11 protein-coding genes are annotated in these 13,898 nt (G+C 40.0%); all 11 read left to right on the plus strand.

Annotated elements, in window-relative coordinates; all coding sequences use genetic code 11:
* Positions 1–30 precede the first annotated feature (30 nt).
* The 11 genes from AC1DOK_RS02130 (at position 31) to AC1DOK_RS02180 (ending at position 13,836) form a co-directional block, all read left to right on the plus strand.
* Positions 31–1,053: an ABC transporter ATP-binding protein gene (locus tag AC1DOK_RS02130; RefSeq protein WP_477552680.1), complete on the plus strand. Its 1,023-nt coding sequence runs from the start codon at positions 31–33 to the stop codon at positions 1,051–1,053.
* Positions 1,050–1,937 carry a carbohydrate ABC transporter permease gene (locus AC1DOK_RS02135; RefSeq protein WP_477552566.1) on the plus strand — a complete coding sequence of 296 codons (888 nt, stop codon included), beginning with the start codon at positions 1,050–1,052 and terminating at the stop codon, positions 1,935–1,937. Before AC1DOK_RS02130 ends, AC1DOK_RS02135 begins: the two co-directional genes overlap by 4 nt.
* The gene (locus AC1DOK_RS02140; protein ID WP_477552567.1) at positions 1,934–2,803 is read left to right on the plus strand and encodes a carbohydrate ABC transporter permease; all 870 of its coding nucleotides are present in this window, start codon (positions 1,934–1,936) and stop codon (positions 2,801–2,803) included. The genes AC1DOK_RS02135 and AC1DOK_RS02140 overlap by 4 nt, the downstream gene beginning before the upstream one ends.
* A 57-nt stretch (positions 2,804–2,860) precedes the next feature.
* Positions 2,861–4,159: an ABC transporter substrate-binding protein gene (locus tag AC1DOK_RS02145; protein ID WP_477552568.1), complete on the plus strand. Its 1,299-nt coding sequence runs from the start codon at positions 2,861–2,863 to the stop codon at positions 4,157–4,159.
* 21 nt (positions 4,160–4,180) lie between these two features.
* The gene (locus tag AC1DOK_RS02150) at positions 4,181–5,155 is read left to right on the plus strand and encodes a helix-turn-helix transcriptional regulator (protein WP_477552569.1); all 975 of its coding nucleotides are present in this window, start codon (positions 4,181–4,183) and stop codon (positions 5,153–5,155) included.
* A 408-nt stretch (positions 5,156–5,563) separates the two neighbouring features.
* Positions 5,564–6,730 carry a hypothetical protein gene (locus AC1DOK_RS02155; protein ID WP_477552570.1) on the plus strand — a complete coding sequence of 389 codons (1,167 nt, stop codon included), beginning with the start codon at positions 5,564–5,566 and terminating at the stop codon, positions 6,728–6,730.
* 103 nt (positions 6,731–6,833) lie between these two features.
* A complete protein-coding gene (locus AC1DOK_RS02160) occupies positions 6,834–7,694 on the plus strand; it encodes a copper amine oxidase N-terminal domain-containing protein (RefSeq protein ID WP_477552571.1) in 861 nt (286 codons plus the stop codon).
* A gap of 260 nt (positions 7,695–7,954) precedes the next feature.
* Positions 7,955–9,709: a copper amine oxidase N-terminal domain-containing protein gene (locus AC1DOK_RS02165; RefSeq protein WP_477552572.1), complete on the plus strand. Its 1,755-nt coding sequence runs from the start codon at positions 7,955–7,957 to the stop codon at positions 9,707–9,709.
* A 210-nt stretch (positions 9,710–9,919) separates the two neighbouring features.
* Entirely contained in the window at positions 9,920–10,081 is a 162-nt protein-coding gene (locus AC1DOK_RS02170; protein ID WP_477552573.1) for a DUF255 domain-containing protein, read from the plus strand.
* A 37-nt stretch (positions 10,082–10,118) separates the two neighbouring features.
* A complete protein-coding gene (locus AC1DOK_RS02175) occupies positions 10,119–12,020 on the plus strand; it encodes a thioredoxin domain-containing protein (protein ID WP_477552574.1) in 1,902 nt (633 codons plus the stop codon).
* Between the two features lie 229 nt (positions 12,021–12,249).
* A complete protein-coding gene (locus AC1DOK_RS02180; RefSeq protein ID WP_477552575.1) occupies positions 12,250–13,836 on the plus strand; it encodes an alkaline phosphatase family protein in 1,587 nt (528 codons plus the stop codon).
* Positions 13,837–13,898: the final 62 nt, after the last annotated feature.

Below are 13,898 nucleotides of genomic sequence, written 5' to 3' on the forward strand. Positions count from 1 at the left end.
TTTTTGAGGTGAATCATACTGGAGATCCAAATAAATCAACTATCTGTTTCTTATGGCAAAGAACTTGCTGTTGATCATCTCACAGCAACCATTCCGAGTGGTGCTTTGGTCACATTACTTGGACCAAGCGGATGTGGCAAAAGCACAACGCTGCTTGCATTGGCGGGATTGCTCGAACCGTTGTCTGGTGATATCAAATTTGATAATAATATCATAAATTCTATTAAAACAGAGCAACGTGAAATCGGAATGGTGTTTCAGAATTATTCTCTCTATCCCCATATGACCGTGTACGAGAATATAGGTTTTCCCTTGTCGATGAAGAAATTATCGCGATCAGAGAAAAAGCAGCGTATCGAAGAAACCGCCGAGATGTTGCAAATTAAACATTTACTTGACCGCAAACCAAGACATCTATCGGGTGGTCAGCAGCAAAGAGTAGCTATTGCTCGTGCGCTAGTCAAGCATCCCAAGTTGCTTTTGCTTGATGAGCCGTTCTCAAGTGTGGATGCTAAACTTCGGCTTGAATTGCGCGACGAGCTACGTCAAATCCAGCAGAGATCTGGAATCACCACATTATTTGTGACCCATGATCAAGAAGAGGCATTATGCATATCGGATTACATTATGCTTATAGCAAATGGGAGGCTTTTGCAATATGACAATCCAGACCAGTTATATAGTAAGCCGATAAGCTCAGAAGTAGCTGAGTTTATCGGTCATCCTCCCATGAATCTGCTTTCAGTTGAGTCCGAACATCTTATAATGGGCGTAAGGCCAGAAGATTGGTTTCCTAGTGAACCTAATACAGCACTTCTTTCCGGCCAAGTGGTTTCAGTAGAAATGATTGGTCGTGACATTTTACTCAAGGTGCGTTTTGAGAAGATTACATTACGAGTAATTGTCGCACGGGATGCAAGTATCCACGTAGGACAGAAGATACATCTTGGGGTACGAGAGGATCGTTTACACTGGTTTGATGCAAAAACGGGACATCGGTTGAATGAGGACCGGAGCCCAGTTGGAGTGCGTTTTGCAGGAGGAAGATCGTGAACGAGAAACCGACGTGGCGCAGCACCTTACACGCATGGTTCTACTTATTCCCTGCATTTCTCATTATTGCTGTATTCTGCATATATCCGATTATACAATCATTTGATATGAGCCTTTATGTTCAGTACGATTTTTACAAAGATATCGTATATGAACGGGGTATTAATAATTTCATTTATGTTCTAGAAGATCCCGAATTCGCACTTGCAATGAAAAATACACTCGTCATCGTAGTTGGTGTTGTGCCACTATCCGTAGTTCTTTCACTTGGAATTGCATACGGTTTACATTCTCGTATTCATCTGCGTCGGTTTATTCAAACCGCGTACTTCCTTCCGATTGTCACTTCTGTTATTGCGGTTTCTATGTCATGGCGTTGGATGTTTCATTCGGAGTATGGTGTAGTAAACACATTGCTGGGATGGATCGGAATTTCACCTGTCGGTTGGCTTACAACTCCGGAATGGGCATTACCATCTCTGATTTTGTTCTGTGTGTGGCGTAGTTTGGGATATAACATTATTCTATTCTGGGTGGGTTTGCAGAGCATCCATCCTCAGTATGATAGATCGGCACGTGTAGATGGTGTGTCAAAATGGAGACGGTTTACTCGCGTGACCCTTCCACTGTTAGGTCCAACTCTTCTTTTTGTATTTATTGTTTCGATGTTGAATTCATTCAAAACATTTGATGAAGTTTACGCTTTGTATGGAGGTAAAGCAGGTCCCTTGGATAGCGCGATGACAGTTGTGTACTACATATTTAGGAATTTTTATGAGGAATCGGAGTATGGGATTGCTTCTGCAGCAGCATACATATTATTCATAATTACATTAGCTTTAACAATAATTCAATTGTGGATATTCAAGAAGAGAACTGTTTGAACAAACGTGACACATTAGAGTTTATTAGACAATTAAGACTTGAAGGGGAAGAGCTGCAAACGATGAAATCAAAGCATTGGGGTTGGCTGGCAGATACCGTATTGTGTATAGGTGGAGTCATCATGCTTATACCGTTCTTCTGGATGATTGCTACATCAGTGAAATCGAGTAGAGAAGCAATGCTGCTGACCTGGATACCATCCCATATAGAGTGGAGTAATTATTATATTGTTTGGGAATCGATTCCTTTACTACGGTACTTGGTTAACAGCTTATTCGTCGTTGTAACGAGCACGTTAGTAGGTATTGTAATAACGATATTGGCAGCGTTTGCATTCTCTAGATTGCAATTTTACGGTAAAAAAATGCTGCTTACGATCATGCTCAGCACGATGATGATTCCAGAAGAACTTCTGCTGATTCCTAACTTCATAACAGTTTCTGACTTGGGATGGATTGATCATTATGAAGCACTGATAATTCCATGGATGACGAATGCATTGTCTGTCTTTTTGCTTATCCAGCATTTCTCGTCCATACCTGCGGAATATTATTACGCCGCTCGTGTTGATGGAAGCAGACCGCTTTCCTACCTATGGCGAATCATGGTTCCACTCACAAGACCGATACTTACAACTTTGTTGATCATGAAAGCAATTGGTTGCTGGAATACCTACTTATGGCCAATTATTGTCACCAATAGTACGGAGATGCGGACGCTTCAAGCAGGAATATTGGCTTTTAGTACGGAAGCTGGAACTTCATACGAACTATTGATGGCTGCATCAACCTTGACGATTCTGCCAATGATACTTCTTTATCTGTTGTTGCAGAAGCACATTATCCAAGGAATAACTCAAGTTTGAGGGTTTAAAAATTAACCCCAATTCACTCTCACACATCCAACATTACGGAGGAACTTAATGAAAAAAAGTCTCGCACTTTTTTTAATACTTATCTTACTTTTTATGACATCATGTACGAAGAACGAAGCTTCAACTGTTATAGATACACCAGAAGAAATCAGCTTCTGGCATGCAATGAGCGGAGATTTGGAGAAAACGTTGGAAAAGATTACTTCCGACTTCAACGAGCAGTCTCTGAATGTTCACATAAAACTAATGAACCAAGGCAATTATTCGGATTTACAGCAGAAATTAATGGCATCAGCCAAGGCGAAACAGCTTCCAGTCTTGTCCCAAACCTATACGGATTGGAACGATGGATTTATCCAAGCAGATTTAGTTGTGAACTTAAATCATTATATTTCTGATCCGACAATAGGATGGTCGAAACAGGAGCTAGAGGACATTTATTCCGTTTTTCGAGAAGAGAATCAATGGAACGGTAATTATTACAGCCTTCCGTTCAATAAGAGCATCCCTGTATTATATTATAATAAAACAATGCTCGATGAGAACAAAGTCCCTGTACCAAAAACTTGGGCAGAGTGGACAGAAGCTTCTCGTAAACTGACCAAAATGAAATCTGAAGATAAAGGAAGAATCGTTGGAACTGGGTTCGAGAACGGGGTATTTCTTGAACTCTACAACTACGTTCTGCAAGCGGGTGGCGAATTCTTTGATGAGAAAATTCAAAAACCTGCTTTCAATACAACAGAGGGAAAAGCGGGAGTAGCATTTGTCCGAGATATGCTGAAGGAAGGAACGGCACGATTAGCTGGAGAGGATCAGTTTATGTCGGCTCCGTTTGGTCGAGGTGATGTAGCAATGTACGTGGGCTCGTCTGCAAGTATCCCATTTATTAGAAAAGCTGTTGGCGATCATTTTGCATGGTCAACAGCTGTACTACCGAGAGGGGAGAAGACGGTGGCTTACATTCAAGGTACGAATATTACGATGTTCGAAGGAGGAACCGTTGAACAGAAAATGGGTGCTTGGACGTACATGAAATATTTGCTAAACACGGAGAACAGCGCTTACTGGGCACAGCATACCGGCTATTTACCTATTCGGGCAAGTGTATCTGAGCTAGAAAGCTATAAGCAATTTTTACAAGTGAACCCTGCACAAGATGCAGCTTCCAAGCAATTGCTGGCAGATCGTTTTCTATCCCGAATTCCCAACGCAAGCGCATTTGAGGCTGTTTTGAGTAAACAAATGGAGGCCATGCTCCTCGGCAAAAAGTCAATTGATCAAGGACTGGCAGATGCGGAGCGGGGTGTGAACGACATAATAGCTATAAAAGTTTCTCAAAAGTAAACGGATGGGGACTAGTCGATTATGGATGCTATTAATTCTTTAAGCCGGGTAGTGCAAATCATGCTGCGACTGCTAGACGGTGAGGAGCTTTCGGTGCAGGAGCTATGTGCCACCTATGACAAGCATGCTGAAACGATCAAAAAGGACATTGCAACCATTCGCAATGAACTCATGCACAAACCAGTGGAAATTAAGTATAGTCGCACTAAGAAAAGTTATAGATTGGTCGGTCTTAACGAAGGGAATGCTGGGAGTAACTTTACTAGTGCATTAGTTCTTCTCATGGTTATGTATGGTTGCCGGGGACTGAGTACGGAAGAAGTGCATCAAGCAGAGTGTTTTATCATTGGTTCATTTACTCCGCAGCTTCAACAGCAGTTAAGAAAATATGCAAGCAGCTTTCGATATCATTATAAACCGATTCTCAAAAAGCCAATCTTTGCATTCATCGAGACTGCCTTTCAGTGTGTCGTCAGACAGCAGATGATGCGAATAAAGTACACCACGATTTATAAAGAAACACAGCAATTTGATATACACCCGTACACACTCATATTCGATGAAGGCTATTTTTACTTGATAGCAGAACCTATAGGTGTAAAACGAGTGGAAGGCAACATTTTTCGTATTGATCAAATTGACAAATACGAAATTCTGAGTGAGCAATTTGCTGTTCAGCAACATGGCAATGATTATTTTAAGCCGGGAGAATTTGCAAACTACTCTTTTTTCATGCATTACGGGGAATCAAGTACGGTCATTCGTCTCAGAATGCAACCGTTTATTGAATCCTATTTTATGGCTAAGTTCCCGGTACATCAGTTAATTGAAATGAGCGAACAATGGCTTGTTTATGAATGCACGGTCTCTCATGCGGAAAGCTCTTTGTTCTGGATATTTTCGGAACGACAATGGGTTGAAGTGTTATCTCCTTTGTGGTTGAGGGAAAAGATACGAAGTACGTTAATTGAAATGATGGAATTGTATAAGGATTAATCGTAATCGAAGGAAAGATGAATTAATGCCGCTCTATTCCCACATTAGGGAAGAGCGGTTTTTTTGTGGTTTTTTTCAACAGCGTATTACACTGCGATGCTCTGGTACAATAGGACTGTTTATTCGACATCAATTGATAGTGACTTTGAAATCTTAATCTTATCCTGTTCGATTTCTCAATTTCAAACAGATTTACTAAATCAGAAGCTTTCATATTTAGTGCATTTGATAGGTTTATTAATGAATTTAATGTGGTTGATGGATGCCTCGTTCCAGCATGGAGAAATGGATTAAAGCATTATTAATATTAGCTCTCGGATGATCTGAACAAGTAATTTGTTATTTTATCTAATCTTGTATTTAAAGATGGATTTAGAAAATAGTAATTAATAATATTAGGGAGGCATTATGGATAACGAGAAGCAGAATTGGTTAGATGTGAGAAGGGATTATTTAGGATTAGCTGGAACGTTTAGAAGATTCTTTATTACATTTGGGATAATAATTGGTATTTTTATTGTTATTTCTATTATTACTGTAGTACGCGATTCTACTGAGACAACGCGTATTAATGATTCTGATCAGACTAATCTAACTTCGGTAGAACAAACACCTCAACCCGTTCAAACAAATCCAAGTGTATCTATTGGTAGCGCTCAGAGTCAGAATGCTGCAGTAGTTAAAATTACTGGGATAGGAAATAACTCATTTACTTTTTCTGATTTCGAAATTACAAAAAAAGGCAATTTATTGAATGTTAACGTTAGAGTAAAAAACACTGGAAAATATGAAGATATGCTAGATTTAGAAAATTTAGTAATAAAGACTGGAACGGAAAATTCAATTAGACCAGTTAACGGTTACGTTGGTGACCCTATGATAGAAAAGAACGTAAAGGACTGGAGGAACATACTAGCTGATGATTCGACAGTAATATTTGCTCAATTTAACGTTAAAAATAGTGATTCTGCCACTAAGTACGATTTATTTTATGTGTACGCAGGTGAGAAGAAAAGGCTATATAGTTTCTCTAAAGACGAGATTAAACAAGAGGTAGAGCAAGAAAATAAGTTTGAACAGAAAGCACAAACAAATCAAACACCAAGTAGCATTCCATTCACAGAAGATATTGATAATTTACCTGAATTGAGGGATTTTACTGCCAGCATGAATCAGCAATTTCCTAAATACAAGAAGGATTACTATTTACAGGGATGGAGAAAAGTTGGGTATGCACCTTCAAGTTATGACATTAAATACAATAATATATCAGTAGGCGTACATATTAGTGAAAGCGGCATAGATACCGTTTCTATATTGGAAAATTCAAATGAAAAGATGTCGGAAATTTTTTTCGTTTTCGTTACCTCAGCAATTAGTAGCATTGATTCATCGGCTAATCCGAAAGATATCTTGACCTACTTATCGCAACACCTTAATGATGATGAAAAAGATGTAACATCGGCCACATTAACGAAAGATGGCACGAAATATATGCTTCTGATCTCAGAAATGCCAAACCTTCAACAAAACACTACAAGGATCTTAAACTTCATTATTAGTAAAGATAATTAACGTATTACGTTCAATAATTCATTTTTATCGAATCTCATAAATATTTAGTTGTAAATAACCGGTATAAAAGAATTACTAATTATAAATTCAGGGGGCTAAAACAATGAAACGAACGATAACACTTACTTTGATCTTTTTTCTTCTCTTACCTAATGTTGTACAAGCTGCTTATGATCCATTTTGTGGTTGTAATACTAATCCGCAGATCATTGGTGGTAGTGAAGAAGACAACCAGAAACTGAAAGATTATTTTGATGATCCTCGTTCTTCTAGCATTGCTGATGTTGAAAACGCTGCTCAACTTGAACAGGATTGGTACAAATCGGCTAAAGAAGCAATTCTACAAAATAGGAAACATGTCAAGGAAGAATATGAAAAGAGTATTGCTTACTATCCACAGGAATACCACGCTCTATTAAAACAAGATATTAATGACTATATGAAACTTATGGATGCATCTGACTACGCGATAGATAAAGTGCATAGTGAAATTGCCAAAGGCCTTTATAAATATAATTCTCAAATTATATCCCAAAAGATAGTGCTTTATGTTGGTGATTACGGTAAAAACCAAGGCAAACCAATAAAAAATATTGATTTAAATGAAAACCCTGTATTTATCAAAATTAACAATGTAATTCAAAGTTTTGATCAGCCACCAATAGTCATTAATGGCACAACTTTAGTACCTATGAGGGCTATATTTGAAAAACTTGGTGCAAAAATTGAATGGGATGGTGCTACAAGCAGTGTTAAAGGAACCAAAGGAGATAGATGGGTAAAACTTAGTATTGGTTCTACTGAAGCAATTGTGAACGGTAAGACTATATCCCTTGATACCAGTCCAGTTATTACTAACGATTTTACAATGGTACCAATTAGAGTTGTAAGTGAAGCACTTGGTGCTAAAGTCGAGTGGGAGAAGGATTTTAGGACTGTAAATATTAACACTACTTCATCTTAAGCAGAGCTTCAATTTTTCGTTAATATATTGCAAGAGCTCTCGGTATTTGATTCTTGATCCTGGCTAAGACACCCATGAAGAAGATAGGTATTAACATAAATGATACGTCTTACACTCTCATAGATGCAGATTATAATAATGTTCGAACTGGGAAACTTATGAATTTGTCCTGTATATCATTACATATTTAAAAGAACACAAGAAGTAACAGCCTCTTTAATACCAAAGTACGCCAATATTAATTAGGAGATGAACAGACGATGTTAGTAAAATCCATCAAACTATTCACTGCAATCTTGGTTGCATTTTCGTTATTGGGAGTCTATCAAGTGTCGGCAAAAACCACAACGAATAACATTAAAGTTACTGTTAATGGAAAACAATTATATTTTGACGTAAACCCGCAATCCATTGATGGTCGTACTTTTGTTCCCATGAGAGGAATCTTTGAAGCCCTTGGTGCAGAGATTAAATGGGATGGAACTACACAGACCGTCACTGGCTCAAAAGGGGAAATGACGGTTAAGTTAACCATTAATCAAAATCAAGCTTACATAAATGGAAAAGCTGTTACTTTGGATGCTCCGGCTACAATCGTCAAAGGCAGTACCTTGGTTCCAGTTCGTTTCATTGCAGAAAGTCTTGGAGCTGATGTGAAATGGGACGCTTCGACTAGCACGGTGATTATTTTGCATGGGGAAGTGACGGCAAGCGATTACTATTACTTCCTATATAATAGTGAAAGTGTTTCTGCTGATGATTTGACGGCGATTAAAAGCTACATTGGAAAATTTCGCAGGACAAACAACATATTGCTGGATGTGACAGAGGCAAAGGATGCAGTTGATATCTACCAAAAGCTCCAATCCGATTCTGCCAAGCAATCTGGTAAACTATTGGGCATTCAAATCTTTGGGGCTTCTGAGGATGTACTAGCTTTCAATTATTCTAGTAGAACAGCCACTGTATTCCCGGATAGAAGCATGAGTAGATTTGATTTAGTGCTTAATGGAGAGCCATTCGTTACAGATTATTTCTATTCAAACTTCAAAAACGAGTCAACTGAGCTTAGAAAAACTATAAGTCCATATGCGGTATTTGATGAAAAAACAGTTAAAGTTGATTTTGAACCTCAATGGAAAGTTGTTAGACTCCCACTTTCCAAAGGTGAGATTGAAGGTTACTTGAAACAATTTGATGAGTATACCATTAAACGTAATACTCAAAAATCTATTCCAGTTGTAAACTTCTCAAGTCCGACATATGCAAATGTGCCTGAAACTCCAGAAGATGCAGAGGATTTCCGTGACCCAGCCGATGAACGGAGACTGCTTTATCAAAAGGATGATTACAGTTATGTTCTACAACGATTGGATAAAGAGTTTAACGTTTTAAAGAATTATCGTTTGTACGGTAACCAGCAGGGTGATATTAAAGTTAAAACTAATGTCGCTGGAGACTACACGAAAGAAAATGTAGCTAAAGAGAATGCGATTGAAATTGTGGATTTTCTTTTCAGTGGATCTGGAAATTTCACTAAAATGAAATTCAAAGTAGTTGAAAGAGGAGATCGTTCTCCTTCGGTTGGAGCAGACTCATCTGAGAAGATTATGACATATGAAACAGTAAACCAAGTTCTATCTAAAAACTATTACACAATGATTATGATGCAATCGGAGGATGCTAAAAACCTTAGTAATAAAAGTTTAGTTCATGAAATGATGGCGAATGGTAAAGCACTCAGTATATTTGCAGGAAGTAACAAAATTATACCAGGTGGACTAAATAATATTGCCTCTTTGGAAGATATGAAGCCAGCACTATACTACTTTATTTACAGTTTCTATAAGAATCAAAGCGAAGGTGTGAATAGAACTGATAGCTATTTCAATGCTTCAAAAGCATTTGTAACAGAACTATTGAATCATCAAGATTTGAAATGGGATCCAAACTTTGAATTTGGTATTACAAATCTCGCTTCACTTCATAATCTTGGCGTTATCGAATATGACTAAAGGTATGAAATATTTAAGCCGGCTCTCAATGGAGGAGTCGGTTTTCATTTATAAGTTAATGAAACGGAGTTGTGGCTTGCGGTGGTATGAGTGCCTAAACAGTCACCGAGATATAATTTACTATCGCTCAAGCAACTTTCCTCACCCACCTGGGTAATCTAAAACTAAGCTTTACTTTACTCAAATCCAAACGAAAAGAGGTGATGCCCCATGACAACTCAAAGAGTACCCAATAGATTAGCCAAGGAAAAATCGCCGTATTTGCTGCAACACGCACATAATCCGGTGAACTGGTTCCCTTGGTCGGATGAGGCGTTTGAAATCGCCAAGCGTGATAATAAGCCCATCTTCTTATCTATTGGGTATAGCTAGTTGTTGATTCACACGTACCTGTCATTGGTGCCATGTCATGGCCCACGAGTCATTCGAGAACGATGAGGTAGCAGAGATATTAAATCGCGACTACATAAGCATTAAAGTCGATCGAGAAGAACGGCCTGATGTCGATCATTTATACATGTCTGTATGTCAGGCAATGACTGGACATGGGGGATGGCCGCTCACGATTGTGATGACTCCGGATAAGAAGCCTTTTTTTGCAGGAACTTATTTTCCAACAAGAAATCGACATGGACGTTATGGTCTAATGGAATTGCTTGGGCAGATTACTCAGAAATGGCGGGATGATCCTGATCAGGTTATGGGGATAAGCGATCAGGCCATTGATGAAATCCAGAAAAGAATGAGTTCAGATTCAAGTGGCGGAACTGTATCCGCTCATAATCTTGATCAGGCGTATGAGATGTATGCCAAGCAATATGATAAGCATTACGGCGGCTTTGGCGCGGCTCCCAAGTTTCCGTCAGCGCATAATTTGTCGTTCCTGCTGCGATATTATAATCGGACCAATCAGGTACATGCTCTTGAAATGGTAGAGAAAACATTGGATGCCATGTACCGTGGAGGAATGTACGACCATATCGGATATGGCTTTGCCAGATACTCGACAGATGAGAAGTGGTTAGTTCCTCATTTTGAGAAAATGCTGTATGATAATGCGCTCTTAGCTATTACTTATATTGAAGCCTTTCAGGTAACTCGGAATCAGAAATATGCTGAGATTGCAGAGCAAATCTTCACTTATGTCCTTCGAGATATGACGAGCCCAGAAGGAGCTTTCTTCTCAGCAGAGGATGCAGATTCAGAAGGAGTCGAAGGTAAGTTCTATGTATGGACGGTAGACGAAATTCTGGAAGTGCTTGGTGGTGAAGAAGGGGTACTATTCTGCCAAGTGTATGATATTACGTATGAAGGTAATTTTGAGGGGATGAATATCCCTAATCTGATCGACACTTCTCTTCAAGAGATCGCGGATCAGCATGGAATTTCTATAGATACTCTCAATCAGCGGCTAAATTCTTCGAGACAGAAGTTGTTTACGCATCGGGACGAACGGATTCACCCTCACAAGGATGACAAAATTCTCACCGCTTGGAATGGTTTAATGATTGCAGCGCTAGCCAAGGCCGGCAAAGCACTGAATAATGACAGATACACCGTAGCGGCCAAGCATGCGGCTCAGTTCATTCTAACCAAGCTTCGACGCCCGGAAGATGGACGATTGCTTGCTAGATATCGGGACGGTGAGGCCAAGTTCCTTGGATATGTAGACGATTATGCCTTCATGGTATGGGGACTAATGGAGCTATACGAAGCTTGCTTTGAGTTTGATTATCTACAAACAGCGATTCAATTGAATGAAGATATGCTGCGTTTATTCTGGGATGATGAAGCAGGAGGCTTATTCTTCTATGGCAGTGATGGAGAGAATTTATTCACCAGGCCCAAAGAAACGTATGATGGCGCAATGCCATCTGGAAACTCTGTAGCTGCCTTAAACTTCCTAAGACTGTCCAAACTAACGTATAATGCAAGCTTGGCACAGAAATCAGATGAGCAAATCGCTTTATTTGCAGGAGCATTGAATAGTTATGCAGCTGGACATGGAATGTTTCTTATCGCACTTGAATTGGCATCAAGTCCGGGCAGTGAGATTGTAATTGTGGGCAATCAAGCTAGCAACGCAACGAGTGAGATGATCACAGCTGCTCGTATAGGCTTTCGTCCGAATACCCTCCAAATCTACGTACCCGAAGGTGCAGAAGGAGATCGAGTACGGAAGAAAATTCCACTTGTACAAGATAAACTTGCAATTGGCGGCAAGACAACAGCTTATGTATGCGAGAATTTTGCATGCCAAGCTCCAACAACGGATGTTCAAGAGCTCGTTGAGCTGTTAAATCCGGAATAGACGAGTATATTCTTGGCGGTGAAATAAGAGATTTTAGAGGATATAGAATTGGATTCCTTACAGGCTCTAGTCATGCGACTGGGGCCTTTTACATGGCGCAAAGTAAATGGATGAAAGCAGCGTTTTTTTGTGCGCTTGGATAAAAAGATGTCAAATGTAAGAATATAAAATGACCGGGATCCAATAAAAATATGCATTAATTAAGGCGTGATTGATTTTGCACAAAAGAATGAAACAAAGTTTCGTCGTGTTCATAATTCTTCTGCTTGCTGTCACTATGGGCTGCGGCAAGGGCGGGAAAGCATCGAAGGAAGATGACCTGCTCCATTCGAAATCAATGAATACGAATGGAAAAAAGTCGATCCTTATTGTCGTTGATTCGTTAATGTATCAAGCAATTGATGAAGGAATCCGTCAAAACAAGCTCCCTACCTTTCAGTATTTGATTGAACATGGTCAGTATTACAAGAATTTGGTAAGTTCGTTCCCTACCATGTCCCTCACTATCGATAGTTCGATAGTAACAGGTACTTATCCTGACGGTCATCGCGTGCCAGGTCTGACTTGGTATTCGTCTGTCGACAAGAAGGTGATCAATTATGGAACGGGGCCGATGGAGATCGTCAGGCACAATATCAATACGGTGTTAAACGACGCTCTCATACAATTAAACGGTCGCCATTTGAATCCTAAAATTCCAACAATACATGAAGATTTGGCGAAAATGGGGCTTACTTCAGGTTCTGTGAATGGTCTCATTTATCGGGGGAACAAAGAACATACTTTGTCGATTCCACCCTGGATTCAAGTTCCGACCGATTTACCAAAGGAGATAAAAGTAAAGGGTCCGGATTTTTTTGCATTTGGCGCGTTTTCGAATCCGTTGAAAGGTATAACAAAATTGCCTACGGGCTTGACTGATCGTATGGGACTAAACAACAAATATGCCGTTGGAGTTACGAAACAGTTGATTCACACCGGGAAGCTGCCTGATTTTCTGTATGTCTATTTGCCCGATTTGGATCAGCGCCTTCATAAAAAAGGACCTGCGGACTTAGACGGTGTGATCAAAGCGGATCGTCAGTTGGAGGATATGCTGCAAGCTTTTGGTTCTCGCGAGGAAGCGTTGAAACAAGCAAATCTTATCATAATTGGCGACAGCGGAATGACCGCCATTCTGCCGGCTGACCAACAACCAGTTATCGATTTGCTGCCATATTTACGTGACTACCGGGTTTTGCGTCCGGGAGAAACAGTGAGCGAACAAAAGGATCTTGCTCTGGCCGTCAATGAGAATATGGCTTATATGTATAAATTGAACCCAGCCTATGCGCTCGCGGATGTTGCCAGTCTTCTGAAGACAGAATCAAGGATCGATACGATATCCTGGCTGGATAATGGCTCGGTTCGCGTTGTTCAAGGTGGAACAGGGAAAGAATTTTCGTTTAGACCGCAAGGCAAATGGACTGATCCATACGGTCAGTCTTGGACTTTGGATAAGGACGCATCCGTGCTTGATTTGAATATCGATTCCTCATCCCACCGCCTACAATACGGACAATATCCTGACGTTATGCGCAGGCTGCACGCTGCTTTGCATTCTCATGAGGGGGAATTCCTCGTCATTACCGCAAAGCCGGGCTATGAACTGGCCGATCGCAGCTCGCCAACCCATAAGGGCGGTGGAGGACACGGCTCATTCCATCAATCCGACTCGCTGGTCCCCTTAATCATATGCGGCACAGAGCAAAAACCGGAGCATTTACGAATTGTCGATTTGAAGCCGTTTTTGTTGAAATTGTCAAAAAAACAGTAGAGATGCGGTGTGAATAATATGCTGTAATACTTAAAAAAGCTGGTCACAGGGCTATGACACCT

The sequence above is a fragment of the Paenibacillus sp. P5_B5 genome, assembly GCF_056400365.1.